The sequence below is a fragment of the Luteimonas colneyensis genome (genome assembly GCF_014836665.1).
Classification (GTDB): domain Bacteria; phylum Pseudomonadota; class Gammaproteobacteria; order Xanthomonadales; family Xanthomonadaceae; genus Luteimonas; species Luteimonas colneyensis.
Window position 1 is genome coordinate 1 of the sequence record NZ_JACSQJ010000008.1, and the last position, 25250, is coordinate 25250.

Consider the following 25250-nt stretch of genomic DNA (forward strand, 5'->3'; position numbering starts at 1 on the left):
ATGGATGGCCGGCGGCCGGAAGTGGGAGCAGGACAGCGCAGATTCCGGCTGGGCATCCCCCCTGCGTCCGCGCCGGGTCGCCGCAGCCCGAAAACACCAACGCGAACATTCCCCTAGGTTGGGAGAAGAACCAAAAAAAACACCGGCGCGAGGCCGGTGTTCTCGTCTCTGGCGCCGCGTGGGCGCGTGGTCGGTCGGCTACTCGGTCGCGTCGACCGACAGGCCGCTGGCGTCGACGTCGGTCACGCCCTTGATGTCGGCGGCGATGCGCTTGGCCTCGTCGACCTGCATCTGGCTGGCCACGTCGCCGCGCAGCGTCACCACGCCGTTGACGGTTTCGACATCGATTTCGAGGCCGGCGACGTCCTCGTCGGCCAGCAGGCTGGCCTTGACCTTGGTGGTGATCCAGGTGTCGTCGACGGGCTGGTCGGAGTCGCCGGCGTGGTCGGCATGGGTCTTCGGGTCGTCGTTTGCGATCGCATGGCCGCCCGCCAGCAGAAGGGAGAGGGCGGTGGCCATCAGCGTGCCGTTCTGAATGCGCTTGGTCCTGGTCATCGGTATTACTCGCCATGTTGCGTGGGGGAGCCGATTGATACTCCCGGGCGGATCGACGCGGCGTGAGCAGACGCTTGCCGCAGCGTGAACGCGACCGCGCATTTCATGCGCGGTTCGCATGGTGGTTCCAATACTCGGGCCTCCCCCCAGCAGGAGGTTCTCCCATGAAGCACGCCATCATCCAGGCGCTCGCCCTGGCCGTTTCGATGGCCGCCGCCGGCGGCGCCGCCGCACAGCAGGCCGACGACGCCATGACCGTGCCGCAGGTCCGCGCCTCGCTCGAGTCGCAGGGTTATACCAACGTCAACGACGTCGAGTTCGACGACGGCGTGTGGAAGGCGGACGCGCGCAGCGCCGACGGCCAGCGCGTCGAGCTGCGCATCGACCCGGCAACCGGCAAGGTCTATCCCGAGGACGCGGTGGCGCAGCTCGCCGAGGCCGACGTGCGTGCGAAGCTCAGCGCCGCCGGATATTCGAACATCCACGATGTGAAGTTCGACGACGGCATGTGGACCGCGGAGGCGGACGATGCGAACGGGCGCGAGCTGAAGCTCACGCTTGATCCCGACACGGGCAAGGTCGTCGGCAAGGACCGCGACTGAGCCCGCTTGCAGCCCGCTCTGGACGGATGCGGGGCGCCCGATGGCGCCCCGCGTTCATTCCGCGTCGCGGAACCAGGGTTCGACGCGGCCGTTGACCTTCATCGTCATCGGGTTGCCGCGGCGGTCGAGCGCGCGGCCGACGGCCACGCGGATCCAGCCTTCGCTCACGCAATACTCCTCGACGTTGGTGCGTTCCTCGCCGTTGAAGCGGATGCCGATGCCGCGCGCCAGCGTGGCTTCGTCGTAGTAGGGGCTGCGGGGATCGTTGCTGAGGCGGTCGGGCGGGGTCTGCGTCATGTCGGTTTCCAGGCGTTCGTGCGCGGCGCCGGGCGCGGGCGCGCGCGGCGCAAGAGGATACTTGGCTGCCGCGCCCGCTGCAGCCTCAGGCCAGCGGCTTGCCTTCGGGAGCGCCCCGGCCCAGCAGGTCGGGCAGGGGATCGCCATCGGCGACGAAGCCGAGCGCGATCGAGTTCAGGCAGTGGCGTTCGCCGGTGGGCGGCGGGCCATCGGGGAAGACGTGGCCGAGATGACTGCCGCAGCGCGCGCAGGTTTCCTCGATGCGCACCATGCCGTGGCCGAGGTCGCGCACGTAGCGGAGATGGGCGGGATCGAGCGGCGCGAAGAAGCTGGGCCAGCCGGTGCCGGAGTCAAACTTCGCGCTGGAGCGGAACAGCGGCAGCCCGCAGAGGCCGCAGGTATAGGTGCCCTCGCGCCGGTTGTCGAGGAAGGCGCCGCAGAACGGCGCCTCGGTGCCGTGGGCAAGCAGCACGCGGCGTGCGTCGTCGTCGAGCGCCTCGACGAGCTCGCGTCGCCGGGCATCGTCGGGGGGGCTGAGGTCGAAGCCGGTCATGCGGATCTCCTGCGTGGTCCGGCGCCCATTATCGCCCCGGCATCCCGGGCGCGCGTCACGGCGCTTCGCGGCGCCCCTGGCGGCGGGCGTTGGCGATCACCGCGCGCATCCGCACGCGGTCGCGGTGGCGCGAGATCGGCACCGCGCCGAGTTCGATCGCGCGCGCGCGCAGCTCCGCGGTCACGTCGTAGTGGGCGCCGCTGGTGCGGTCCTGGAAGGCGTGGCGCGGCATGCCCAGGGCGGCGGCGAACGCGTGCAGCTCGTCCAGGGTGTCGGCCATCAGGTGTGCCCAGCGGCGGCCGCGCCACAGCGTGACCGCATCGTCGACATAGACCGCCATCGGGCTCAGTGCGTCCGGCCGGCGAGCTCGTCGCGCACCCAGTCATCGACCAGGCGCTTCTCGTGGCGCAGGGGATCGCCGCTGCCCACCGTGCCCGCGTGGCGGTGCAGGAAGCCGATGTCGCGCAGGCTGCGCTCGCCCGAGCCGATCACGTCGCCAGACGCGTCGTACAACGTGTACGACAGGTCGATGCGCGGTGGGTAGATGTCGCGGACGATCCGGACCCCGTCGCTGCGGCCCGCGCCGGGCTCGAAGTCGCCGGCGCGTTCGATGTCGGTGATCACGACGTCGAGGCGCTCGCCAGGACCGAGCGCGCCTGCCGCGCGCGTGGCGAGATGGCGCGCGATGCCGCGCACCCAGTCGCCGCGTTCCGCCTCGAAGCGGTTGCGGCTGTAGCGGATTTCGGTGAACGCCTGCGGATCGGTCCACGACACCGTGACCGGCCCCTCGGCTTCGAGGCTGCGCGGGACGTCGGGATCCGTGACCCGCGCGGCGGACGCCGGTGCGGCGAAGGCCGCGGCCAGTGCGGCGGAGATCAGGACGGTGGCCAGGTGGCGCGTGCGTATCACGGGGATGTCCTCCGTTCGGGACCTGCACGAGTCTGCGCCGCCGCCTGCGCGGCTGCAATGGACGCCGCGACTATCGGCCCGGCACGTTCAGCGCGCATCGTGGAATGCCGCATGCCTTCACGTGGCATGGCCCGTGGCTCGCGCAGGATCGCGGCCACCCGAACACCCGAGGTTCCGTGCATGCGACCAGCCACTCCGCTCGCCATCGCGCTGTCCGCGATGCTGTCCATCGCCCTGCCGTCCGGTGCGCAGGAGAAGGAAGATCCCGCCAGGGCCACGCAAGCGGCCACGCCCGATGCGCCGGCAACGCCTGCCGTTGGCAGCGCGGCGCAGGCCGCGGACCATGCGGCCAACGACGCCGCGACCACCACCGGCGAACACGCGATGCTGCGCGCGCAGGTGCTGCTGGAGCGCGCGCGCTTCTCGCCCGGCGAAATCGACGGCCAGGGTGGTACGAACACGCGGCGCGCGCTTGCCGCGTTCCAGCACAGCCGCGGCCTGGAGCCGACCGGCGAACTGGACGCACCCACCTGGCAGGCGCTGGGCGAGGACGCGGCGCCGGTGCTGGTGCAGTACGCGATCACCGCTGCCGACGTGGCCGGACCGTTCCGCGAACTGCCCGACGGGATGATGGAGCGGGCGGAACTCGAGGCGCTCGGCTACGAGAGCGTGGCCGAGGCGCTGGGCGAGCGCTTCCACGCCAGCCCCGCGCTGCTGCAGCGCCTCAATCCCGGCAAGGACCTGTCCGCGGCGGGCACGACGATCGTGGTGCCCGGCGTGGCGACGGCCGCGCCGCTGCCGGAAATCGCGCGCGTGGTCGTCGACAAGTCGGATTCCGTCGTGCAGCTGCTGGCCGCCGATGACCGGGTGGTGGCGCAGTTCCCGGCCTCGACCGGCAGCGAGCACGATCCGCTGCCGATCGGCGAGTGGACCATCAAGGGCGTCGCGCGCGACCCGACCTTCCACTACAACCCCGACCTGTTCTGGGACGCCGATCCCTCGCATGCCAAGGCCACGCTCGCGCCGGGTCCGAACAATCCGGTCGGCGTGGCCTGGGTCGACCTGTCGAAGGAGCATTACGGCATCCACGGCACGCCGGAGCCGGGCAAGGTCGGCAAGACCGATTCCCACGGCTGCATCCGCCTCGCCAACTGGCACGTCGACCTGCTGGCCGACGCGGTGAAGCCGGGCATGCCGGCGGTGCTGCAGGAGTAGCCGGTGCGCTCTATCGCGGTCCTCCTCGCGGGCCTGCTGCTGGCGGCAGCCGCGTACTACCTGGCGATGCCGCGCGCCGAACGCGGCCGCATCGTGCAGGTGACGCCCACCGTGGCGGAGCCGGTGACTGATGGGGATGAGCGCGCGGCCGATGTGCCGGTGCAGGCGGAGGTTCGCGATGCCCGATCCAGCCGCGTCGACCGCACCCGCGCCAGCGGCGCGATCCGGCCGGTCGCGGTCCCCGATCCAGCGCCTGCCGCCACGCCGGCCGCCGTCGCGGCGCGGCCCTCCGCGGTCCCGCTGCCCTCGGACCTGGTGGTGCCGGTGCAGGGCGTCGCGCCCTCGTCGCTGTCGCCGACCTTCGACGACGACCGCGGCGAGGGCCGCGTGCACGAGGCGCTCGACATCATGGCGCCGGCCGGCACGCCGGTGCTGGCGGTCGCCGACGGCCACGTCGAGAAGCTGTTCGACAGCGATCGCGGCGGCCTGACGATGTACCAGTTCGAACCCACGGGTCGCTATGCGTACTACTACGCGCACCTGGAGCGCTATGCGCCGGGTCTCGAGGAAGGCGCCGCGCTGCGCCAGGGCGAGGTCATCGGCTACGTCGGCAGCACCGGCAACGCCGATCCGGCGGCGCCGCACCTGCACTTCGCGATCTTCCTGCTCGGCCCTGAAAAGCGCTGGTGGGAGGGCACGCCGATCGACCCCTGGCCGCTGCTCTCCGGCCGCGCGCCCTGAGCGCCGTGCTCAGCGCAGCAGCGGCTCCAGCGCGGGCCAGACATGGCGGGCGATGGCGGGCTGGGCCTCGGCGGTGGGGTGCAGGTTGTCCTCCATGAAGTTGCCGCGGTCGGCCGCGACCGGCTCGAGCAGGAAGGGCAGCAGCTCGACGTCGAAGAACGCGGCGAGGTCGCGATAGGTCTGCTCGAAGCCGCGGGTGTAGTCGGGGCCCAGGTTCGGCGGCATGCGCATGCCGACCAGCAGCACGCGCGCGCCGACGTGGCGCGAGGCACCGATCATCCGCGCCAGGTTGCGCCGCAGTTCGGGCAGCGGCAGGCCACGCAGGGCGTCGTTGGCGCCCAGCGCGATCACCACCACGGCGGGCCGGTGCCGGAGCACTTCGTCGACCACGCGCGCCGAGCCGCCGGCGCTGGTCTCGCCGCTGATGCTGGCGTTCACCACCTGCCAGCCGGGATGCTCGCGGGCGAGGCGCTCGCCGACCATCGCCACCCAGCCCTGGTCCGCGCGCAGGCCGTAGGCGGCCGAGAGCGAGTCGCCCATGACCAGCACGGTGCGCGGCGCCGTGGCCGGCTGCGCCGTCACCGCGGGGCGTGCAGCGGGCGCGGGCTGCGCCAGGGCGGCCGCGGCCGACAGCAGCAGGCACGCACCAATGGCACATTGCAGCCAGCGCCGTGGCGCCCGGTATCCTGACCTCATCCAGCGACTCCTCGTTCCGTCCGTCGATCGCGCCCGGCCCAGCCGGTCGCCGCGCCGGACATCATGCCCCGATGAAGGACCCCATGGCTGACTCGTCCCGAACCCCCGCCGCGCCGGCGCTCTCCGCCACCGCACTCGGCAAGCGCGTGCAGCTGCCCGGCGGCGAACTGGTGATCCTCGACGGCGTGGCCTTCGCCATCGCGCGTGGCGAAAGCGTGGCCATCGTCGGCCCTTCGGGCTCGGGCAAGAGCACGCTGCTGTCGCTGCTGGCCGGCCTGGACGCGCCGACGGCGGGTTCGGTGGAGATCGACGGCGCAGCGCTGTCGACGCTCGACGAGGACGGCCGCGCCCGCGTGCGCGCCGAGAAGGTCGGCTTCGTGTTCCAGAACTTCCAGCTGCTGCCCTCGCTGACCGCGCTGGAGAACGTGATGCTGCCGCTGGAGCTGCGCGGCGACGCCGACGTCGAAGGCCCGGCACGCGCGATCCTGGCCCGCGTCGGCCTCGGCGAGCGCCTCGGCCACTACCCGCGCCAGCTGTCCGGCGGCGAACAGCAGCGAGTGGCGGTGGCGCGCGCCTTCGTCACCGGTCCCTCGCTGATGTTCGCCGACGAGCCGACGGGCAACCTCGACACCGCGACCGGGCAGGCGATCATCGAGCTGCTGTTCGCGCTGAACCAGGACGCCGGCACGACGCTGGTGCTGGTGACGCACGACGAGCACCTGGCCGGGCGCTGCCGGCGCACGCTGCGCATCGAGGGCGGTCGGCTGGTGGCGGACTCCGGGCGCGCGGCATGAGGATCGCCGGACTCGCTTGGCGGCAGATGCGTCGCGACCTGGCGTCGGGCGACGTGCGCATCCTTCTGGCCGCGCTGGTGCTGGCGGTGGTCGCGGTGACCGCGGTCGGCTTCGTCACCGACCGCGCCGCACGCGCGCTGGCGCTTGAGGCCAACCGGCTGCTGGGCGGCGACGCGGTGCTGCGCGGCGATGCGCCGATCCGCGGACCCGCCCGCGAGGCGGCGGAGGCCGCGGGCCTGCGCATGGCCGACACGGTCGAACTCGACACCATGGTGCGCGTCGGCCGGGGCAACGACGCGCAGCTGAAGCTGGGCGAGCTGCGCGCGATCGGCGAGGGCTTCCCGCTTCGGGGCGAATACCGCATCGCCGGCGCCGATGGCGTCGAGCGCGCGGCCGCGGGCGTGCCCGCGCCGGGCACGCTGTGGATGAGCCGCGGCGGCGCCGACACGCTGGGCGCGCGCATCGGCGACACCGTCGGCATCGGCACGATGGAATTGCGCCTGGCGGCGCTGGTGGTGCAGGAGCCCGACGCCGCGCTGGACTACTTCAACGTGGCGCCGAAGGTCTTCATCCATCCCGACGACCTCGCCGCCACGGGCCTGGTGCAGGAGGGCAGCCGCATCCGCCACCGCCTGGTGGTGGCGGGCGAGGCCGGCGCGGTCGAACGCTTCACCGCAGTGGCGCGCGCCAACCTCGCGCGCGGCCAGCGCCTGGAAACCGCGGCCGATGCGCGCCCCGAGATCCGCTCGGCGCTGGACCGCGCGGGCCGCTTCCTCGGGCTCGCCGCGCTGGTCTCGGTGGTGCTGGCCGCGGTGGCGGTGGCGATGGCCGCGCGCCGGCACAGCGCGCGCCACCTGCAGGGCGCGGCGGTGATGCGCTGCCTGGGCGCCAGCCAGGCCACGCTGGCCGGGATCCACGTCGGCGAACTGCTGATGCTGGGCCTGCTCGCCTGCAGCGTGGGCGTGGGCATCGCCTGGGCGCTGCAGTGGGCGATCGGCGGCTGGCTGGCCGGCATGCTCGGCATCGCGATCCCGCCGGCGGGCGTGCTGCCGGCGATCGGTGGCTACGGCGTAGGCCTGGTGGTGCTGCTCGCCTTCGCCGCGCCGCCGGTGCTGGCGCTGCGCCGGGTGCCGGCGCTGAGCGTGCTGCGCCGCGACCTCGACCCCACCGAGCCCGCCGCGCTGCTGGTGCTCGCCGCCGGCATCGTCGGCATCGGTGCGCTGCTGTGGTGGCAGGCGGGCTCGCCGGCGCTGGCGCTGGCCATGCTGGCCGGCATCGCGCTGACCCTGGGTGCGCTGGCGCTGCTGGCCTGGCTGATGATCCTGGCCGTGCGCCGCCTGCGCACGCGCCTGCGCGGCAGCGCGCGCTACGGCCTGGCCAACGTCAGCCGTCGCGCCGGCACCAGCATCGCCCAGGTCTCCGCGCTCGGCCTCGGACTGATGGCGCTCCTGCTGCTGACCTTCGTGCGCACCGACCTGCTGGCGCGCTGGCAGCTGGCGCTGGCCGAGGAGGCGCCGAACCGCTTCATCGTCAACGTGCAGCAGGACCAGGTCGACGGGGTCGCCGAGGTGGCGGCCGGGCAGGGCCTGGCACCGCCAGTGCTGTACCCGATGGTCCGCGGGCGCCTGGCCACGCACGACGGCGTGCCGGTGAGCGGCGCCGACTACGCGTCCGACGGCGATGGCGCCGCCGACGACGACTCCCGCCGTGCGCAGCGCCGGGCCGACCGCGAGTTCAACCTCTCCACCGCGCGCGAGCTGCGCGACGACAACCGCGTGACGGCGGGCGAGTTCTGGGGCCCCGATGGCGCCGATGGCGTGGAGCTGTCGGTCGAGGAAGGCTTCGCGGAATCACTCGGCTGGGCGCTCGGCGACCGCATCGCCTTCGACATCGCCGGACGCCGCATCGAAGGTCGCGTGACCAGCCTGCGCGAGGTCGAGTGGGAAAGCTTCCGCCCGAACTTCTTCGTGCTGTTCTCGCCTGGCGCGCTGGACGGCTATCCCGCGAGCTGGATCACCGCCGTCAGCGTGCCGCAGGGCGATACCGCGTTCACGCGCGAGCTGGTCCAGCGCTATCCGAACGTCTCGGTGATCGACGTCGATGCCGTGCTCACGCAGGTGCGCAACACCGCCGACCAGGTGTCGACGGTGGTGGAGGTGGTGTTCTGGTTCGCGCTGGCGGCGGGCCTGCTGGTGCTGCTGGCGGCGATCAGCGCCAGCCAGGACGAACGCCTGCTGGAGGGCGGCGTGATGCGCGTGCTTGGTGCCAGCCGCAGGCAGCTTCGGCTTGCCCAGGCGTCGGAGTTCGCGGTGATCGGCCTGCTGTCGGGGCTGGTTGCGGCGGTGGCCGCGACGCTGCTGGCGGGCGTGGTGGCCACGCAGGTGTTCGACCTGCCGTGGACGCCCGACATCGGCATGGCCGTGGCCGGCGGGCTGGCCGGCATGGCGGCGGCGCTGGTGGCCGGGCTCTGGGCCACGCGGCGCGTGCTGGACGCGCCGCCGGCCGTGACCCTGCGCGAGCTCCAGGGCTGAGCGCAGGGCCGGACGCGCCTCAGGCGCCGACGCGCTCGGGTTCGGCGTCGAAGCGGCGCGCGTAGTCGCGCTCGTCGGCGATCGCGATCACGTCGTCGTCGGCGCTGTCGGGTGCGCCGTAGACCGCATAGACGACTTCGTCGCCGCGGCGTCCGACCTGCTGCAGCCGGTAGCGCGACTGGCCGCCGCCGGTATTGGGCGGGTAGTGGGTGGGGGGCGTGTCGGCCTCGATGTCGAGTTCGCTGTTGTCGACCGGGCCGCCGACGAAGAGTGCGCGCATATGCGTTCCTCTGTGCTGCATGGGGGAGGCCGATGCTGGCAAACCGCGCATTCGCTCGCGATGAAGCGCGCGTGCGCGCGGCGTGCAGGCTGCCGGCGGCACTACAATCGCGGCCTGTTCCCGCACCGGATCCACGATGGCCATCCATGGCGATCCCGCCCTCGACGCGCTGATGCTTCCCTTCGCCGACGGCGAGCTCGTCCGCGCGCCGGGCGCCGTGTTCCTGCGCGCGCGCGCGGGTGCGTCGCTTGCCGCGGACGAGTGGCCGGGACTGGACTGCGAAGCCCCGTTCAGGCCCGACGCCGAGGCGCTCGCGCGCGCCGGCTTCACCGTCGCCGACGAGGCGGTCGCGGCAGGCATCGGCAGTGAAGACGCCGGGCGGCCGCTGGTGCTGCTGCTTCCGCCCCGCCAGCGCGACGAGGCGCGGGCGCTGTTCGCCGAAGCGCTGGCGCGCGCGGCGCCCGGCGCGATGGTGGTGGCCAGCGTCGCCAACGACGCTGGCGCGAAATCCGCCGAAGCGGACTTCGCCCGCATCGCCGGTCCGGTGACCACGCGCAGCAAGCACAAGTGCCGCGTGTTCTGGGCGCGCGCCGGCCAGCCGGGCGGCGATCCCGCGCTCGCCGCGCAGTGGCGCGGGCTCGATGCCCCGAGGCCAGTGGCCGGCGGCCGCTTCCTGAGCCGCCCGGGCGTGTTCGCCTGGGACCGGATCGACGCCGCCTCGGCTTTGCTCGCGCAGCACCTTCCGGTCGACCTGGCCGGCCGCGCCGCCGACCTCGGCGCCGGCTACGGCTATCTCTCGGCCGAGCTGCTCGAGCGCAGCCCCGGCATCGTCGCGCTCGACGCCTACGAGGCCGACGCGCGCGCGCTGGCGATGGCGCGCCACAACCTGGCCGGCGCGGCGTCGCGCGCCGCGCTCGCGTTCCACTGGCACGACGTGACCGCCGGCGTGCCCGGCCGCTACGACGTCGTGGTCACCAATCCGCCCTTCCACGCGCCCGACGGCCGCGAGCGCCCCGACATCGGCCGCGCCTTCATCGCCGCCGCAGCCGCGGCGCTGCGGCCGGGCGGACGCCTGTGGCTGGTCGCCAACCGCCACCTGCCCTATGAGCAGGCGCTGGGTGCCGGCTTCGGCGAAGCGCGGCTGGTGGCGCAGCAGGGCGGCTTCAAGGTCGTCGAAGCGGTGAAGGCCGCGGCGGGACGCGGAGGCTCCGCGCGATGAAGCTGGTCAAGTCGCTCGCCAACCTCGGCTACGGAAGCCGCAGGCAGGTCGCGCTGATGTTCCGCGAAGGTCGCGTCACGGACGCAGCGGGCGAGGTGCTCTACGCCGACGACACGCCGCAGTGGCACGAGGTGCACGTGGACGGCGAGCCGCTGGACCCGCCACCCGGCCTGCTGCTGATGCTGCACAAGCCCGCCGGCTACACCTGCTCGACGAAGGACCGTGGCCGCCTGGTCTACGACCTGCTGCCGCCGCGCTTCGCGCACCGTTCGCCGACGCTGTCGACGGTCGGCCGCCTGGACCGCGAGACCAGCGGCCTGCTGCTGATGACCGACGACGGCCAGCTGCTGCACCGGATCATCTCGCCGAAGTCGAAGCTTCCCAAGGTCTACGAAGCGACCCTGGCCGAACCGCTGCGCGGCGACGAGGCCGCCACCTTCGCCAGCGGCACGCTGATGCTCGACTCCGAGACCACGCCGCTGCTGCCGGCGGAACTCGAGGTCCTGTCGCCCACCCGGGCGCGCCTGACCCTGCACGAGGGCCGCTACCACCAGGTCCGCCGCATGTTCGCGGCCGTCGGCAACCACGTCGACGCCCTGCACCGCAGCCACGTCGGCGGCCTGTCGCTCGGCGACCTGCCCGAGGGCGAGTGGCGGATGCTCGACGAGTCGGACCGCACGCAGCTTTTTGCCTGAGGAGAAGTAGGGCCGGACGGCGCGCCGCAGGATCCGGCTGGCGGGGGGAGTGCTCCGCCCCGCCGCCAGCCATCCATGGCTGGAAGCGGGGGCGTGGGCCATCCATGGCCCACTCTCCGCACTCCCCCCGCCATCCGGCTCCTGCACCACCGTTCTTCGCGCTTCCGTGGCGAGAAGCAACAGCCGCCGCACCGTTGCCCTTACGGCACGCCGGGGCCATGGATTCACCGTGATGATCCGTCCAGGCAAGATTCGCTCCGACTCAGGGCGGGGACAGTGCTGCAGTCGAGCTGAAGCGGGCCTGGCATTGACCACCTGCGGGAAGTGCGCCTTGGAAGGCAGCGGCCCCAACTCCGTTTTGCGACGACTCACCTGGGCTTCCTCCCAACGTGAAGCCTGGGCTGGCGGACGCGGAACTTGCCGAAGCCGCGATCAGCGGCCTTGCGGAAGCGGGACTCTCCGGGGGGAGCATGGACAGCGCACAAGGACGTGCGCGGAAGGCGAATCAGCCATGGATGGCTGCTTCGCCGGTCCATGCTCCCCCCGGAGAGGCACGCGCCCCACCCGAAGCCGACGCCCCCGAAGCCGGCGCCCCGGCGACAAACCGGCTCTCGCTGCAGGCCGGTGCCCTTACTCCGGATCCGTCCCCTGGAGCAGCTCGCGCCAGCCCGCATGTCCCAGCTTCTGCAACGTCTCGACGTTGCGCTCGACGATGGCGTCCGGATCGGGAAACGCTTCGACCGCCCGCGACACGCTGTCCTCGCGCAGCAGGTGCAGCGTCGGCCACGGCGAGCGGTTGGTGAAGTTCGCGATGTCGTCGGGACCGCTGTCGGCGAACTGGTACTGCGGATGGAAACTCGCCACCTGCAGCACGCCTTCGAGGCCGAGCTCCTCCACCAGCGCATCGGCCGTGTCGAGGAAATCGTTGTAGTCGAGGAAGTCGCCCAGCACCTGCGGATGCACGATCAGCGTCGTATCGACCTCCGCCGCCGGCGTATCGCGCAGGCGCACCAGCTCCTCGCCGAGCTCCGCGAGCAGCGCCTCCTCGTCGCGCGCCTCGCTCAGTACCATCCTCACCTGGCCCTTGTTCACCACCGCCTTGGCGAACGGACAGAGGTTCAGGCCGATGACCGCGCGCTCGAGCCAGCGCCGGGTGTCGTAGATCGGATCCATCAGTCGCGGAAGTTGTCGAACTGCAGCGGCAGCTCGAAATCGCCGGCGCGCAGCAGCGCCATCACCGCCTGCAGGTCGTCGCGCTTCTTGCCCGTCACGCGCAGCTTGTCGCCGTTGACCTGGGTGTCGACCTTCAGCTTCGCGGCCTTGATCTCGCCCTGGATCTTCTTCGCCAGCTCGCGGCCGATGCCCTGTTTGACCGTGACCTTCTGGCGCGCGCCGGCGACGTTACTCTCGACGTCGCCGAATTCCAGGCAGCGGGTATCGATCTTCCGGGCCGCCAGCCGTGCCCGCAGGATGTCGGTCATCTGCTGCAGCTGGAAGTCGCTGGGCGCGCGCTGGGTGATCACCGCGTCCTCGCGCTCGAAGGCCGCGTCGACGCCCTTGAAATCGAAGCGCGTGGACAGCTCGCGGTTGGCCTGGTCGACGGCGTTGGTGAGTTCGTGGGTGTCGACTTCCGAGACGATGTCGAAGGACGGCATGGCGCGTTTTCCGGTGCGGGGGAACAGGCGCTCAGGGTACCGCAACGCCGATCGCCGGGCCCTCGTGCATCATGTGCGCCCCGCTCCCCAACGCCCGGACTCCGCCATGCCTGATGCCGCCTCACGCGACCACCGCCTGGGCGTGGTCGCGATGCTGTTCGCGGTCGCCGTGCTGTGCGTGATGGACGCCTGCATGAAGCAGCTGGCCGGGCACTACCCGCCGATGCAGGTGGCGGCGCTGCGCGGTGCGGTGGGACTGCCGCTGGTGCTGGCCTGGGCGCTGGCGACCACGGGCCTGGGTCCGCTGTTCCGCGTGCACTGGCCGCTGCACCTGCTGCGCGGCGTGCTCGGCGTGCTGTTCCTCTCCTGCTTCGTGGCCGGGCTGCGCGACCTGCCGATGTCGACCGCCTATGCGATCAGCTTCGTCGGCCCGCTGCTGGTGACCGCGATGGCGGTGCCGCTGCTGCGCGAGCACGTGGGCCCGCGGCGCTGGACCGCGATCGTGGTCGGCATCCTTGGCGTGCTGGTGGTGCTGCGCCCCGGTGGCGAGGGCGTGCTGGCCCGCCCGGGCCTGCTGGTGCTGTTGGGCACCGTCTGCTACGCCGCTTCGGTGGTGACCGTGCGCATGCTGGCGCAGCGCGACAGCGCGCAGGCGCTGGTGTTCTGGTTCCTCGGCATGGTGGCCGTGGGTGCCGGCCTGCTGGCCTGGCCCGAGTGGGTTCCGCTGCGCGCGGCGGACGCCTGGCTGCTGGCCGGGGTCGCGGTCTCCGGCACCCTCGGCCAGGTGGCGCTGACGCATGCGTTCCGGCTCGGCGAGGCCTCGCTGATCGCGCCGCTGGAATACACCGCACTGGTCTGGGTGGTGCTGCTCGACGTGGTGCTCTGGGGCGTGCTGCCGGACGGCATGACCTGGCTGGGCGCCGCGATCATCGTGGTCAGCGGGCTGTACCTGATGCGCCGCGAGCGCGTGGTGCGCGGCCAGGTCGCGCCCGTGCAGGACACGGTGCCGTAGCGCGTCGAGAGGCGTCTCGAAGCCGCCGAAAAAGGAAGCGGGCCCGCAAGGGGCCCGCTTCGGTCACGCGAAAGGACTGGCGGTCAGAAGCGCGCGCCGATGCCGACGCCCACCATCACCGGGTCGAGCTTGGCGTCGCCGGCCTTCTCGCCGCCGATGTGCACGTCGGAATCGGCCTGGAAGTAGCGCGCGTCGGCGCGGGCGAACCAGGTCGGACTGATGTTGACGTCCATGCCGACCGTCGCCACCGCGCCCTTGGCGGTTTCCACGCCCACGCGCTGGCCGGCGGCCGTCGGCGTTTCGCTGTCGTAGTTGGTCTCGTGGTAACCGAGGCCCACGAACGGGCGGACGATGCTGTCCTGGGTGCCAAAGCGGTACTGGCCGCTCAGCGAGTACGGCTGGGCATCCACGCTGCCGGCCTTGCCGGCCGCGGTGTTGACGCGCTGGCCGTAGCTGTCGGCGGCCCAGGCCTCGACCCCCCAGTTGTCGGTGATGTGGTAGGTGACGCCCAGCGTCGGCGTACCCTCGCCGTCGAACTGCGTGCGGGTACCGGCGATCTCGGGGTTGCGCGTGGGCTCGACCAGCGAATAGCCGGCGGTCACCGAGACGCGCTTGTCGGGGGCGTTGTCCTGGGCGAAGGCCGAAGGCGCGATGGCCAGGGCCAGCGCCGCGGGGACCAGGATCTTCGTGATGGGGGCAATGCGGGACATGGGGGATCTCCTCGTTACTTGCGTATGGGCCCCGGGGAGTGGGGCGCCGCCACCCTAGCGACGCGTGCATGAATCACGCTTGTCGCGGAGGCGGGTTCGAGGGGAACTTCTGCACGCGCGGTTCATGCACCGCACGCGGCGTCGACGGCCTTGAACCGGCCATGACCCGCCGGCAGCCGTGGCGCATGGGGGCTACGGCCGCCGCGGCAGGGCGTCGGGGACGAGGTTGGCGCGTGCATCGCGCGGGGCCACAATAGCGGTCCGCCCGAATGTCCGTGGAGATCCCCCGATGGCCAGCCCCCAGGAAGCGCGTGTCCCCGACATCGGAGGCTTCGACGATGTGCCGGTGATCGAGGTGCTGGTCGCCGCCGGCGACACGGTCGCGAAGGACCAGAGCCTGATCACGCTCGAATCGGACAAAGCCACGATGGAAGTGCCGGCGCCGTTCGCGGGCGTGGTGCGCGAGGTCAAGGTCAAGGTGGGCGACACGCTGTCCGAGGGCGGGCTGGTGGCCCTGATCGAGCCGGCCGGCGATGCCGCCGCGGATCCTGCGCCGGCGGCCTCCGAGGCCGCGAAGCCGGCCAAGGCCGGGGCGGGCGACGCGTCGCGCGCGCAGCCCGAGGCCGCCGCGGCGACCACCCGTGCGGCCGAGACCGGCTCCCGGGTGGAGCCGGTGGCCGTGCCGGCGCAGCCCGACAACATCGCCAGGGCCTCGATCGACCGCGAGCCTCCGGGTGGCCCGGACCGCGCGGCCCCGCCGCGGGTCCTCGACGCCGACGCGGTGATGCCCGACAAGGTGCCCTACGCCAGCCCCGCGGTGCGCCTGTTCGCGCGCGAGCTCGGCGTCGACCTGCAGCAGGTGCCGGGCAGCGCCCGCGGCGGCCGCATCACCCGCGAGGACGTGCAGCAGTTCGTGAAGTCGGCGCTGGCCGGCGGCGCCGCGGCGGGCGGCCGGGTGGCCGGCGGCGGCGGGCTCGACCTGCTGCCGTGGCCGAAGGTGGACTTCTCGAAGTTCGGCGAGGTCGAAGAGAAGCCGCTGTCGAGGATCCAGAAGATCAGCGGCGCCAACCTCGCGCGCAACTGGGCGATGATCCCGCACGTCACCCAGCACGACGACGCCGACATCACCGACCTCGAGGCGCTGCGCGTCGCCCTGAACCGGGAAAACGAAAAGGCCGGCATCAAGCTCACCATGCTCGCCTTCATCATGAAGGCCGTGGTGTCCGCGCTGCAGAAGTACCCGCAGTTCAACGCCTCGCTCGACGCCTCGGGCGAGACGCTGATCCTGAAGAAGTACTTCCACGTCGGCTTCGCGGCCGACACCCCGAACGGCCTCGTGGTCCCGGTGGTGCGCGACGTCGACCGCAAGGGCATCAACGAGATCGCGCAGGAAACCTCCGCGCTGGCGAAGAAGGCGCGCGAAGGCAAGCTCGGCCCGGCCGACATGTCCGGCGGCTGCTTCTCGATCAGTTCGCTCGGCGGCATCGGCGGCACCAGCTTCACGCCGATCGTCAATGCGCCGGAAGTGGCGATCCTGGGGGTGTCGAAGTCGGCGATGCAGCCGGTCTGGAACGGCGAGAAGTTCAAGCCGCGGCTGGTGCTGCCGCTCTCGCTGTCCTATGACCACCGGGTGATCGACGGTGCCGCGGCGGCGCGCTTCACCGCCCATCTCGTACAGCTGCTCGGCGACATGCGCCGGGCCATGCTCTGAGGACGCGGCCATGGCGAACACGATCGAAGTGAAGGTGCCCGACATCGGCGGTTTCGACGACGTCCCGGTGATCGAAGTGCTGGTGGCGGTCGGCGACACCGTCGCCGTCGACCAGGGCCTGGCGACGCTGGAGTCGGACAAGGCGACGATGGAAGTGCCCTCGTCGGCTGCCGGCACGGTGCGCGAGCTGCGCATCAAGGTCGGTGACAGGGTCGCCGAAGGCAGCGTCGTGCTGGTGCTCGAGGTCGAAGGCGAGGGCGGCGGCGACGCGCCTGTGCCGGCGAAGGATGGCGCGGCGCCGGAAGACGCGCCTGCGCCGGCGAAGGCCGACGCCCCCGCCGCTGCGTCCGCCGCGGGTGCGTCGAAGGACGCGGGCCCCGGCAAGCCGCCGGTCGCGCGCTCGCACCGCGCCCCGGCCGAGCCGGAGGCAGCGGCGGCCGCTGCATCCAGCGGCCGCAAGGCCGACGTCGAATGCCGCATCGTCGTGCTCGGTGCCGGCCCCGGCGGCTACACCGCCGCCTTCCGCGCCGCCGACCTCGGCCTCGACACCGTGCTGGTCGAGCGCTACCAGAGCCTGGGCGGCGTCTGCCTCAACGTCGGCTGCATCCCGTCGAAGGCGCTGCTGCACGCGGCCGACGTGATCGACCAGGCCGCGCACGCCAGCGCCTTCGGCGTCGACTTCGGCGCGCCGAAGATCGACCTTGGCACCCTGCGCGGCTACAAGGACAACGTGGTCGGCCAGCTCACGAAGGGCCTGGCCGGCATGGCGAAGCAGCGCAAGGTGCGCGTGCTGCAGGGCACCGGCCGCTTCGTGTCGGCCAACGAGATCGAAGTCACCGGCGACGACGGCAAGGTCCAGCTGCTGCGCTTCGAGCAGTGCATCATCGCCGCCGGCTCGCAGGCGCTGAAGCTGCCCGGTTTCCCCTGGGACGATCCGCGGGTGATGGATTCGACCGACGCGCTGCAGCTGGCCGACGTGCCGAAGAAGCTGCTGGTGGTCGGCGGCGGCATCATCGGCCTGGAAATGGCGACGGTGTACCGCGGGCTGGGCAGCGAGGTGACCGTGGTCGAACTCGCCGACCAACTGATCCCCGGCGCCGATCGCGACCTGGTCAAGCCGCTGGCCGATCGCCTGAAGAAGCAGGGCGTGGCCGTGCACCTGAAGACGAAGGTCGTGGAGGCGAAGGCCGCCAAGAAGGGCATCGACGTCGCCTTCGAAGGCGACAGCATCCCCGACGGCAAGCTCTACGACCGCGTGCTCGTGGCCGTGGGCCGCGCGCCGAACGGCGGGAAGATCGACGCGGAGAAGGCCGGCGTGCGCGTAGGCGAGCGCGGCTTCATCGAGGTCGACGCGCAGATGCGCACCAGCGCGCCGCACATCTTCGCCATCGGCGACATCGTCGGGCAGCCGATGCTGGCCCACAAGGCGACGCACGAGGGCAAGCTGGCCGCGGAAGTGGCCGCCGGCGAAAAGAAGGAATGGGTCGCGCGGGTGATCCCGTCGGTGGCCTATACCGACCCGGAGATCGCCTGGGTGGGCGTGACCGAGAACGAGGCGAAGGCCAAGGGGCTCAAGGTCGGCGTCGGCAAGTTCCCGTGGGCGGCCAGCGGCCGCGCCATCGGCCTGGCGCGCACCGAAGGCTTCACCAAGCTGGTGTTCGACGAGGCCACGCAGCGCGTGGTCGGCGCCGGCATCGTCGGTGTGCACGCGGGCGAGCTGATCTCCGAGGCCGCGCTGGCGATCGAGATGGGCGCGGAAGTTGGCGACATCGCCCACACCATCCATCCGCACCCGACGCTGGGCGAATCGGTGGCGATGGCCGCCGAGGTCTACGACGGCACGATCACCGACCTCTACATCCCGAAGCGCAAGTAGGCCGGCCGCGCGCCGGCCGCGCCTCCCCGCCCCGTCCCCGGGGTGGGGCGGCAGGCCGCATCCGGCGCGCCGGTGTGACCGCGCGCACATCGACGCCGTCACTGCGTCGCGCTTCCCGTCCCCTTAGGGCCGACCCCATCTGGCGCCTTCCCCCCGCGGCCGCGTATCCGGTAGCGGCGGGCGCGATCGCGCGCCCGCTGGTCCGGTTCCGGGAACGGGGGGAGCCAAGCGCCAGAGGCGCAACGAGGGGTCGAGATGAAGATTCGGAACAGTCATGGGGCAGTGCTGCTGTTGTCCACCGCGCTGGCCGCTGCGGGGGCGTCGGCGGGGGAATCGCGGATCGCGCAGTGGGACGCAGGGGACGACCTCGCCGCCGCGAAGCAGGAAGCGGCGATGGACGAGCGCCTGCGCAACGAGGAAGTGCGCCTGCGCGCCGAGCGCGCCGCCTATCCCGCGTACTTCAAGCGCGCCTACGCCGCGTATCCGCAGCTTCCGCGCGGCACGCTGGAGGCCATCGCCTACGTGCAGAGCCGCTGGCAGAACGTGCGCGCCGACGAGTCGGGCGCGATGGCCGATCACGGCCACATGCCCGCGGCGCACGGCGTGATGGGCCTGTATGCCGGCGATGGCTTCGCCGACCAGGTGGGCGAGGCCGCGGGGCTGCTCGGCGTGCCGGCCGAGCGCGTCAGGCTCGACCCGGCCACCAGCATCATGGCGGCCGCGGCGCTGCTGGACCGGCAGCTGCGTGGCCATGACGCCAGGGATCCCGCGGCGCTGGCCTCGGCGCTTGCGCGCTATGCGGGCTTCTCCGCGTCGCCCGCCGGCGGCGCGATCGACGACTACGCGCGCGCCAGCTTCGCCTTCGACGTGCTGCTGGCTCAGGACCGCGGCATCGACGAGAAGGGCATGGTGGTGCCGCAGAAGGCCGTGGAGTGGGAGCGCGCCTTCGACCTCGACATGCTGGTGCGCCTGCAGGCGCCGTTCGTGCGCCTCGACGTCGAGGGCGACCGCATCGAGGTCGACGGCTACGCCATCGATCCGGTCAGCGAGCAGCTGGTGCGGACGCCGTCGAAGAAGGACGGCGGCGACGGCAGCGTGCGCGCGCAGAGCACCGACTACGGCCCGGCGATCTGGAACCCGGCGCACTCGACCAACTACAACGCCTCGCGCAGCGCCGCGGTCAGCGCGGTCACCCTGCACACCGCGCAGGGCAGCTACGCCGGCACCATCAGCTGGTTCAAGAACTCGGCCGCCAACGTCAGCGCCCACTACGTGATCCGCAGCTCCGACGGCCAGGTCACGCAGATGGTGCGCAACGCCCACACCGCCTGGCACGTGCGCAACCAGAACAGCTACACCCTGGGCATCGAGCACGAGGGCTACGTCAACAACAGCAGCTGGTACACCAGCGCGATGTACAACGCATCGGCGGCGCTGGTGCGCAACTTCTGCTCGAAGTACAGCGCCATCACCTGCTCCAGCGCCTACAAGGGCGCGCCCTCGAGCGGCATCAACGTCCTGCCGACCTCGGTCAAGATCAAGGGTCACCAGCACTTCAGCGGCCAGACCCACACCGACCCGGGCATCAACTGGAACTGGGCCAGCTACTACAACCTGCTCAACCCCGGCAGCGGTGGCGGCACGAAGTACCTCGACCGCTTCGAGAGCAGCGTCGGGCACTTCAACACGTCGCCGGCCTACTCCGGCAGCACCACCGGCATCTCCACCGCGTCCACCGCGACCCGCACCTGCACCACCCGCCGCAACGGCAGCTGCTCGCTGCGGGTGCTGCTGAAGGACAACCCGAACACCAGCGCGTCCTGGGCGGTGCGCCTGCTCTCGGGCAGCGGCAATCCGGGCAGCAACGTCGCGCTGTCGCGCGCCAACGGCAGCGTCGGCTTCTGGGTGTTCGCAGGCGGCTCCGGAATGAGCGTGGGCGTGGGCATCGACGACAGCGACGGCACCGAGCGCTCGGTGAGCCGCTCGATTCCCGCCAACACCTGGACCTACGTGTCCTGGTCGCTCACCGATGCCAACCAGTGGAACGCCTGGGTGGGCGGCAACGGTGCGATCAGCGCGAGCAGCGTGAAGCTGGACGCGATCTGGCTGTACCACGCCAACACCAGCTACGACATCAACGTCTACATCGACGACGTTCAGGCCAGGAACTGACCCGGCTCCGGGCGGTGGCGGTTCGCCGCCATCGCCCATCCCACTGCGGCAGCGCGAGGGCCTGCGCCCGTCGCGGGCGGTCCGCATGCGGACAGGCCGCCCCGCGGCAGTTGCCGTTGCATTCCAGCGATCCGCCGGAAACGCCCCATGTCCACCCTGACAGACCGGAAGGCGGGTCATCCCCGCCGCCGCGCCGTGATCCTTGCGGCCGCGTTCGTCGCCTGCGTGGCGGGCCTCGCGCACGCGGGGCCTGTACCCCCGCTGCTGGCAAGTGATGGCACGCGGCCGGATCCTTCGGCGCCCCTGGTGCGCGTGCGTGACAGCGCGAGCGGTCGCAGCCTGCCGGCCCAGGCCGAGTTGCAATCACTCGCGCGCGCCGATGCCGTCCGCCAGGGCGCGCTGCCATCCTCGGGTGCGCGACTTGCGCAGGTCGCGCACGGTGCGTACCAGCTGTCCGTATCGGCGCCGGGTTACCACCCGCTGTCGATGCCCCTCCAGGTCGACGGCACGGCCGCGTTGCCGGTGACGCTCTGGCTGCAGCCACGGCGGCCCTCCGTCGAGGCCGAGCGCCGTGCCTTGCGTGCCGTTGAATGCGGTGTCTGCGCCATCGTGTCCGGTCATGTCTACGATCGCGATTCGGGGCGTCCGCTGCCGGGGCTGCGCATCCGCTCCGAACGCGGGGGCAGCGCCACCACCGATCGTGACGGCGCGTTCGAGCTGGTGCTGCATGCATCCCCGCACACCACCACCGACGCCGAAGCCCTGCCCGAAACCACCAGCCTGGTGATCGAGGGCGGCGGCTACCGGCAGGCGCTGCGCAATCTCGCGCTGTACCAGGACAGCCATGACCTGATCCTGGATCTCGCCCCTGGCGGCTCGCCGCCAGCCGACTTCGGACACGTCCAGTTGCAGGCCGGGACGGCGCCTGCGCGCGCCACGCTGGCCGGGGCTCCGATCGTGGCGGCGATCGAAGCCGAGCGCGTCGCCACCGACCGGCACCAGGCCCTGGATCCGGACGATCCGCACGCGGTGGCGATGGCGCGCGAGCTCGCCGCGCAGGCTGCCACCCTCCCGGTGCCGGGCAGCATCCGCGTCGGCACCAACTGCTCGGGGCGCAGTTGCACGGGGGTGTCGGTCTACGCGCTGGAGGATTACGTTGGCCGCGGCCTGGACGATGAATGGATCGCGTCCTGGCGGGCGGCGTCGCTGGCCGCCGGCGCGATCGCGTACCGCAGCTACGGCGCCTACCACGTGGCGAATCCGGTCAACAGCCAGTACGACATCTGCAGCAGCACGTCCTGTCAGGTGTTCCAGCCGGGTTCGGCGACGGCCACGGTCGCCGCCGCCGCGGCCACCCGCGGCGTGGTCCTGACCCGCGACGGCCAGAGCATCGCCTTCAGCGAATACTCGGCCGAAAACAACGCCTGGGACGACCCGTCCGATGGCCTGTCATGCAGCAATCCCGACCTCAGCTGCGGCAACGGCCGCAACGGATCGCCACGCAACGGCTGGCCCTGCCTGTCCGACCCGGTCGGGACCGGGCGCGGCTGTTTCGGCCACGGGCGCGGCATGAGCCAGTGGGGTACGCAGCGCTGGGCCGCCAACCACGGGCGCGACTGGCTGTGGATCACCAACCACTACTTCAACAACAGCAACCAGCCCGGCGGGATGCGCAATGCCTTCCTGGCCAACCTCGCCACCGCCACCACGATGCTCGACAACTTCGAGAACGGCGTGGGCCGGTTCGGAACCGGCCCCACCTACTCGGGCAGCACCGTGGGCATCAGCACCGCCTCGACTGCCATGCGGACCTGCAGCGTCCGCCATGGCGGCACGTGTTCCCTGCATGTCCGGCTGGTGGACGATCCCGGCAGCAGCGCCGCCTGGGCGGTGCGCCTGCTGTCGGGCGTCGGTACTCCCGCGGCCAATGCGCCGCTGTCGCGCACGGGCAGCGTCGGCTTCTGGGTCTATGCCGGCGGCAGCGGGATGAGCGTGGCGGTGGGCATCGACGACAGCGATGGCACCGAGCGTTCGGTCACTCGCGCGATCCCGGCCAACCGCTGGACCTACGTGTCCTGGCCGCTGGCCGACGCCGGCCAGTGGAGCGCCTGGGCAGGCGGCAACGGCGCGATCAGTGCGAGCAACGTGAAGCTGGACGCGATCTGGCTGTACCACGCCAACACCAGCTACGACATCAACGTCTACATCGACGACGTGCAGGTGCGGAACTGAGCGAGGGCCCGCGAGGCGGGATGGCCGCCCCGCGGGCCTGCGGTCAGAAGCGGAAGGTCACGCCCGCCATCGGGCCGTGCACCTTGAGTTCGGTGCGCGCCGCCGCCGACCAGGCGATGTCGGCGAGGCCGGCCTCCGCGGGCGGCACGATCGTTCCGGAGAAGTTGTCGCGCAGCTTGAGCCGGAACCAGTCGTAGCCGACGTGGATGCCGATGCGGTCGGTGACGAGATACTCGACGACCACGCCGGCGCGTTCGAAGTGGCCGTCCTCGTCGATGAAGTCGCCCCAGCCCGCATCCAGGTACTGGCCGTCCAGGTCGACGCGCCAGCGCTCCGACGGTCGCCAGGTGAGCCGGGTGTGGACCGCGGGGCTCCAGCCGTCGAAGCCTTCCTCCATCCGCGCGGTGCCGGCCTCGAGCTCGTCCGTGCCCGACCATGCGACGTCGGCGGTGGCCTCCAGGTCGAGATGGGTGACGCCGAGGCCGAGGCCCCACTCAAGCGCCGGCGTGTCCACGATCGCGTACTCGTAGTGGGCCGAGGCCATCGCGAACTTGATGCGGCCGTGGGCGTCGACCGCCGGCAGGCCGACCGGGCCGTCCGGCAGGCCGGGATCCACGGACCCGCCGCCGAAGCTCCAGTCCTCGTCGTTCTCGTAGTCGTAGTAGCTGGCGCCGATCGACTGGCGGTCGCTGATGCGGAAGTTGAGCGCGCCGCGCGGGCGCCACTCGTCGCCGGTGTCCAGGTTCACCGCGTCGGAGAAGACCGCGGTCTCGCCCTCGCTGGTGGCCTCGCCATCGAGGCCCAGGTTGAGGTCGGCGCCGGGATTGAAGGCGCTCAGGCGCAGGGTGAAGCGGTCGTCGCGGCTGTTGTCGTCCTGCGCGGACGCGGTCTGCGCGGCGGCCAGGGCCAGCAGCGCGAAGGCCAGTGCGTGGCGGTGGATGCGGGGACGCGGGGATGCTGCACGGGAAGCACGGGTCATGGGGGGTCCAGCGTTGGGGGGGTGCATATCTTTGTTCGTGCGCGGGTCCCCGATGCGTGAACGAGGACTATGCTGCGGTGTCGCCGCGTGGCGGAGGAGGTGCGTGATGGTGTTCCGGGTTTCGCTGTTGCTGGTGGTGCTGCTGTCGATGGTCGCCGGCGTCGCGCCGGAGCGCTTCGGTGAACTCACCGCTGCCGCGCTCGCGGCGGTGATCGCGCACGCCGGCTGGATGTACCTGCTGATCGTGTTCCTGACGCTGACGTTCCTGGCATGGCTTGCCTTCGGTCCGGCCGGACGCCTGCGCATCGGTGGCCGCGATGCCGAGCCCGAATTCTCGGGACCCACGTGGCTGGCGATGCTGTTCGCGGCGGGCATGGGCATCGGCCTGGTGTTCTGGGGCGCGGCCGAGCCGGTCTCGCACCTGGTCCGGCCGCCCGAGGGCCTGCCGCCCGGCACGCCACAGGCCGCGCGCGCGGCGATGCGCTACACCTTCTTCCACTGGGGCCTGCATCCGTGGGCGATCTATGCGCTGATGGGGCTGGCGATCGCGTGGTTCCAGTACAACCGCAGCGGCCGCGGCCTGGTCAGCGACGTGCTGCAGCCGCTGATCGGCGATCGCCATCTCGGGTGGGTGGGCAGCGTGGTCAATATCGTGGCGGTGGTCGCGACCGCGATCGGCGTCGCCACCACGCTGGGCTTCGGCACGATGCAGATAAGCGCCGGCATGAGCCGGGTGTTCGGCGTGCCCGGCGGCCTCGGCATGCAGCTGGCGGTGATCGCGGGGGGCTTCGTGCTCTACATGGCCTCGAGCGCGACGGGCGTCGACCGCGGCATCAAGTGGCTGTCGAGCTTCAACCTGGCGCTGGCCGGCCTGCTGCTGCTGGCCGTGGCCCTGCTCGGGCCGACCGGCTTCATCATCGAGACCTTCACCACCTCGCTCGGCAGCTACCTCGACCACCTGGTGGGAATGAGCCTGACGATGACGCCGTTCTCCGGCAGCACCTGGGTGGCGGACTGGACGATCTTCTACTGGGCCTGGTGGATCTCGTGGTCACCCTTCGTCGGCGCGTTCATTGCGCGGGTCTCCTACGGCCGCAGCGTGCGCGAATTCGTGCTGGGCGTGGTCGCGGTCCCGAGCCTGCTGGGCTTCGCGTGGTTCGCGACCTTCGGCGGCGCCGCGCTGTGGGGCCAGATGTTCGGCGGCGCGGACATGGCCGGCGCGCTCGCCGAGGGCTACGAGACGGTGCTGTTCGGCATGTACGACATGCTCCCGTTCCCCGGCCTGCTCTCGGGGCTGAGCGTGCTGCTGCTGGTGATCTTCTTCGTGACCTCGGCCGACTCCGCCGTGCTGGTGCTGGGCTCGATGTCGAGCGAGCACGCCGGCGACCCGCCGCTGGCGAGGAAATTCGCGTGGGGCATCGCGATCGCGCTGGTCGCCGCGGCGATGCTGATGGCCGGCGGCCTGGACGCGCTGCAGGCGCTGATCACGGTGGCGGCGCTGCCGTTCGCGCTGCTGATGCTGGGCGTGATGGTGGGGCTGCAGCGGGTGCTGGGCATGGAAGTGCTGCGCGACAAGGCCGAGGAGCGGCGCGCCCGCCGCGCCATCGAGGACTGGATCGCCCGCGAGGAGGAGCGGCGGCAGGACGGCTGAAAAGTCGAAGCCCCGGCATGCCGGGGCTTCCGCGGGGCCGTGCGGATCGACGAGGGGAGAGCGCACGGGCCGCGCAAGGGGTCTGACAGCGCCGTGGCGCCAGGGTTCCCGGGAATGCCACCGGGACCTGCCGGATGGCCCTCCCGGCCGGCGGCGGCCTGTTCA

24 protein-coding genes are annotated in these 25250 nt (G+C 71.9%); 13 read left to right on the forward strand and 11 right to left on the reverse strand.

What is annotated here, in order from left to right:
- Positions 1-198: 198 nt before the first annotated feature.
- A complete protein-coding gene (locus tag H9645_RS12390) occupies positions 199-555 on the reverse strand; it encodes a BON domain-containing protein (RefSeq protein WP_191730000.1) in 357 nt (118 codons plus the stop codon).
- A 164-nt stretch (positions 556-719) separates the two neighbouring features.
- Here H9645_RS12390 and H9645_RS12395 point away from each other — a divergent pair, with 164 nt between their 5' ends.
- Positions 720-1157, forward strand: a complete 438-nt coding sequence (locus H9645_RS12395; protein ID WP_191730001.1) for a PepSY domain-containing protein — start codon at positions 720-722, stop codon at positions 1155-1157.
- Between the two features lie 54 nt (positions 1158-1211).
- On the opposite strand, the gene H9645_RS12400 is transcribed toward H9645_RS12395, so the two are convergent.
- The 4 genes from H9645_RS12400 to H9645_RS12415 form a co-directional block, all read right to left on the reverse strand.
- Positions 1212-1454 (reverse strand): DUF3297 family protein, encoded by a 243-nt coding sequence (locus H9645_RS12400; protein WP_191730002.1) that lies wholly within the window; start codon positions 1452-1454, stop codon positions 1212-1214.
- A gap of 85 nt (positions 1455-1539) precedes the next feature.
- The gene (gene msrB, locus H9645_RS12405) at positions 1540-2007 is read right to left on the reverse strand and encodes a peptide-methionine (R)-S-oxide reductase MsrB (RefSeq protein WP_191730003.1); all 468 of its coding nucleotides are present in this window, start codon (positions 2005-2007) and stop codon (positions 1540-1542) included.
- Between the two features lie 55 nt (positions 2008-2062).
- Entirely contained in the window at positions 2063-2347 is a 285-nt protein-coding gene (locus H9645_RS12410; protein WP_191730004.1) for a DUF4031 domain-containing protein, read from the reverse strand.
- Positions 2348-2352: 5 nt separating this feature from the next.
- Positions 2353-2913 carry a DUF3016 domain-containing protein gene (locus H9645_RS12415; protein ID WP_191730096.1) on the reverse strand — a complete coding sequence of 187 codons (561 nt, stop codon included), beginning with the start codon at positions 2911-2913 and terminating at the stop codon, positions 2353-2355.
- A 183-nt stretch (positions 2914-3096) separates the two neighbouring features.
- Here H9645_RS12415 and H9645_RS12420 point away from each other — a divergent pair, with 183 nt between their 5' ends.
- The gene (locus tag H9645_RS12420) at positions 3097-4131 is read left to right on the forward strand and encodes a L,D-transpeptidase family protein (RefSeq protein ID WP_191730005.1); all 1035 of its coding nucleotides are present in this window, start codon (positions 3097-3099) and stop codon (positions 4129-4131) included.
- Between the two features lie 3 nt (positions 4132-4134).
- Positions 4135-4872, forward strand: coding sequence for a M23 family metallopeptidase (locus H9645_RS12425; RefSeq protein WP_191730006.1), 738 nt, complete (start codon positions 4135-4137; stop codon positions 4870-4872).
- Positions 4873-4881: 9 nt separating this feature from the next.
- Here H9645_RS12425 and H9645_RS12430 read toward each other — a convergent pair whose 3' ends face one another.
- Positions 4882-5568 (reverse strand): arylesterase, encoded by a 687-nt coding sequence (locus H9645_RS12430; protein WP_191730007.1) that lies wholly within the window; start codon positions 5566-5568, stop codon positions 4882-4884.
- Positions 5569-5651: 83 nt separating this feature from the next.
- Here H9645_RS12430 and H9645_RS12435 point away from each other — a divergent pair, with 83 nt between their 5' ends.
- Both H9645_RS12435 and H9645_RS12440 read left to right on the forward strand, forming a co-directional pair.
- Complete coding sequence (locus H9645_RS12435; RefSeq protein WP_191730008.1) at positions 5652-6362, forward strand: ABC transporter ATP-binding protein; 711 nt, start codon at positions 5652-5654, stop codon at positions 6360-6362.
- Positions 6359-8893, forward strand: a complete 2535-nt coding sequence (locus tag H9645_RS12440) for an ABC transporter permease (protein WP_191730009.1) — start codon at positions 6359-6361, stop codon at positions 8891-8893. Before H9645_RS12435 ends, H9645_RS12440 begins: the two co-directional genes overlap by 4 nt.
- Before the next feature lie 19 nt (positions 8894-8912).
- Here the strand turns inward: H9645_RS12440 and H9645_RS12445 are convergent, their stop codons facing one another.
- Positions 8913-9173: a hypothetical protein gene (locus tag H9645_RS12445; protein WP_189497578.1), complete on the reverse strand. Its 261-nt coding sequence runs from the start codon at positions 9171-9173 to the stop codon at positions 8913-8915.
- A 136-nt stretch (positions 9174-9309) separates the two neighbouring features.
- Here H9645_RS12445 and H9645_RS12450 point away from each other — a divergent pair, with 136 nt between their 5' ends.
- Both H9645_RS12450 and H9645_RS12455 read left to right on the forward strand, forming a co-directional pair.
- Positions 9310-10392 (forward strand): class I SAM-dependent methyltransferase, encoded by a 1083-nt coding sequence (locus tag H9645_RS12450; protein WP_191730010.1) that lies wholly within the window; start codon positions 9310-9312, stop codon positions 10390-10392.
- Positions 10389-11087, forward strand: a complete 699-nt coding sequence (locus H9645_RS12455) for a 16S rRNA pseudouridine(516) synthase (protein WP_191730011.1) — start codon at positions 10389-10391, stop codon at positions 11085-11087. The genes H9645_RS12450 and H9645_RS12455 overlap by 4 nt, the downstream gene beginning before the upstream one ends.
- A 630-nt stretch (positions 11088-11717) precedes the next feature.
- On the opposite strand, the gene H9645_RS12460 is transcribed toward H9645_RS12455, so the two are convergent.
- Together H9645_RS12460 and H9645_RS12465 are read right to left on the reverse strand one after the other, a co-directional pair.
- The gene (locus tag H9645_RS12460; protein WP_191730012.1) at positions 11718-12260 is read right to left on the reverse strand and encodes a DUF1415 domain-containing protein; all 543 of its coding nucleotides are present in this window, start codon (positions 12258-12260) and stop codon (positions 11718-11720) included.
- Entirely contained in the window at positions 12260-12742 is a 483-nt protein-coding gene (locus H9645_RS12465) for a YajQ family cyclic di-GMP-binding protein (protein WP_191730013.1), read from the reverse strand. The genes H9645_RS12460 and H9645_RS12465 overlap by 1 nt, the downstream gene beginning before the upstream one ends.
- 106 nt (positions 12743-12848) lie before the next feature.
- On the opposite strand from H9645_RS12465, the gene H9645_RS12470 reads away from it, so the two are divergent.
- Positions 12849-13754, forward strand: coding sequence for a DMT family transporter (locus H9645_RS12470; protein ID WP_263598390.1), 906 nt, complete (start codon positions 12849-12851; stop codon positions 13752-13754).
- A gap of 83 nt (positions 13755-13837) precedes the next feature.
- Here H9645_RS12470 and H9645_RS12475 read toward each other — a convergent pair whose 3' ends face one another.
- On the reverse strand, positions 13838-14464 hold the full coding sequence (locus H9645_RS12475; RefSeq protein WP_225218240.1) for an OmpW/AlkL family protein: 627 nt from the start codon (positions 14462-14464) through the stop codon (positions 13838-13840).
- A 178-nt stretch (positions 14465-14642) separates the two neighbouring features.
- Here H9645_RS12475 and H9645_RS12480 point away from each other — a divergent pair, with 178 nt between their 5' ends.
- From H9645_RS12480 to H9645_RS12495, 4 genes are all read left to right on the forward strand, one after another.
- The gene (locus tag H9645_RS12480; RefSeq protein WP_425490247.1) at positions 14643-16175 is read left to right on the forward strand and encodes a dihydrolipoyllysine-residue acetyltransferase; all 1533 of its coding nucleotides are present in this window, start codon (positions 14643-14645) and stop codon (positions 16173-16175) included.
- A gap of 10 nt (positions 16176-16185) precedes the next feature.
- Positions 16186-18051, forward strand: a complete 1866-nt coding sequence (lpdA, locus tag H9645_RS12485) for a dihydrolipoyl dehydrogenase (protein ID WP_191730015.1) — start codon at positions 16186-16188, stop codon at positions 18049-18051.
- Positions 18052-18306: 255 nt separating this feature from the next.
- The gene (locus tag H9645_RS12490) at positions 18307-20223 is read left to right on the forward strand and encodes an N-acetylmuramoyl-L-alanine amidase (protein ID WP_191730016.1); all 1917 of its coding nucleotides are present in this window, start codon (positions 18307-18309) and stop codon (positions 20221-20223) included.
- 147 nt (positions 20224-20370) lie between these two features.
- Positions 20371-22455 carry a SpoIID/LytB domain-containing protein gene (locus tag H9645_RS12495; protein ID WP_191730017.1) on the forward strand — a complete coding sequence of 695 codons (2085 nt, stop codon included), beginning with the start codon at positions 20371-20373 and terminating at the stop codon, positions 22453-22455.
- A 43-nt stretch (positions 22456-22498) separates the two neighbouring features.
- Here H9645_RS12495 and H9645_RS12500 read toward each other — a convergent pair whose 3' ends face one another.
- The gene (locus H9645_RS12500) at positions 22499-23434 is read right to left on the reverse strand and encodes a TonB-dependent receptor (RefSeq protein ID WP_191730018.1); all 936 of its coding nucleotides are present in this window, start codon (positions 23432-23434) and stop codon (positions 22499-22501) included.
- Positions 23435-23540: 106 nt separating this feature from the next.
- On the opposite strand from H9645_RS12500, the gene H9645_RS12505 reads away from it, so the two are divergent.
- A complete protein-coding gene (locus H9645_RS12505; protein WP_191730019.1) occupies positions 23541-25085 on the forward strand; it encodes a BCCT family transporter in 1545 nt (514 codons plus the stop codon).
- Positions 25086-25250 lie beyond the last annotated feature (165 nt).

Bases quoted from the DNA above. Each gene is read 5' to 3' on its own strand.
- H9645_RS12390 (WP_191730000.1), bottom strand. From the start codon at position 555: ATGACCAGGACCAAGCGCATTCAGAACGGCACGCTGATGGCCACCGCC.
- H9645_RS12500 (WP_191730018.1), bottom strand. From the start codon at position 23,434: ATGACCCGTGCTTCCCGTGCAGCATCCCCGCGTCCCCGCATCCACCGC.
- H9645_RS12440 (WP_191730009.1), top strand. From the start codon at position 6,359: ATGAGGATCGCCGGACTCGCTTGGCGGCAGATGCGTCGCGACCTGGCG.
- H9645_RS12420 (WP_191730005.1), top strand. From the start codon at position 3,097: ATGCGACCAGCCACTCCGCTCGCCATCGCGCTGTCCGCGATGCTGTCC.
- H9645_RS12460 (WP_191730012.1), bottom strand. From the start codon at position 12,260: ATGGATCCGATCTACGACACCCGGCGCTGGCTCGAGCGCGCGGTCATC.
- H9645_RS12475 (WP_225218240.1), bottom strand. From the start codon at position 14,464: ATGTCCCGCATTGCCCCCATCACGAAGATCCTGGTCCCCGCGGCGCTG.
- H9645_RS12465 (WP_191730013.1), bottom strand. From the start codon at position 12,742: ATGCCGTCCTTCGACATCGTCTCGGAAGTCGACACCCACGAACTCACC.
- H9645_RS12470 (WP_263598390.1), top strand. From the start codon at position 12,849: ATGCCTGATGCCGCCTCACGCGACCACCGCCTGGGCGTGGTCGCGATG.
- H9645_RS12430 (WP_191730007.1), bottom strand. From the start codon at position 5,568: ATGAGGTCAGGATACCGGGCGCCACGGCGCTGGCTGCAATGTGCCATT.
- msrB (WP_191730003.1), bottom strand. From the start codon at position 2,007: ATGACCGGCTTCGACCTCAGCCCCCCCGACGATGCCCGGCGACGCGAG.
- H9645_RS12395 (WP_191730001.1), top strand. From the start codon at position 720: ATGAAGCACGCCATCATCCAGGCGCTCGCCCTGGCCGTTTCGATGGCC.
- H9645_RS12400 (WP_191730002.1), bottom strand. From the start codon at position 1,454: ATGACGCAGACCCCGCCCGACCGCCTCAGCAACGATCCCCGCAGCCCC.
- H9645_RS12455 (WP_191730011.1), top strand. From the start codon at position 10,389: ATGAAGCTGGTCAAGTCGCTCGCCAACCTCGGCTACGGAAGCCGCAGG.
- H9645_RS12505 (WP_191730019.1), top strand. From the start codon at position 23,541: ATGGTGTTCCGGGTTTCGCTGTTGCTGGTGGTGCTGCTGTCGATGGTC.
- lpdA (WP_191730015.1), top strand. From the start codon at position 16,186: ATGGCGAACACGATCGAAGTGAAGGTGCCCGACATCGGCGGTTTCGAC.
- H9645_RS12410 (WP_191730004.1), bottom strand. From the start codon at position 2,347: ATGGCGGTCTATGTCGACGATGCGGTCACGCTGTGGCGCGGCCGCCGC.
- H9645_RS12450 (WP_191730010.1), top strand. From the start codon at position 9,310: ATGGCCATCCATGGCGATCCCGCCCTCGACGCGCTGATGCTTCCCTTC.
- H9645_RS12445 (WP_189497578.1), bottom strand. From the start codon at position 9,173: ATGCGCGCACTCTTCGTCGGCGGCCCGGTCGACAACAGCGAACTCGAC.
- H9645_RS12435 (WP_191730008.1), top strand. From the start codon at position 5,652: ATGGCTGACTCGTCCCGAACCCCCGCCGCGCCGGCGCTCTCCGCCACC.
- H9645_RS12495 (WP_191730017.1), top strand. From the start codon at position 20,371: ATGTCCACCCTGACAGACCGGAAGGCGGGTCATCCCCGCCGCCGCGCC.
- H9645_RS12490 (WP_191730016.1), top strand. From the start codon at position 18,307: ATGAAGATTCGGAACAGTCATGGGGCAGTGCTGCTGTTGTCCACCGCG.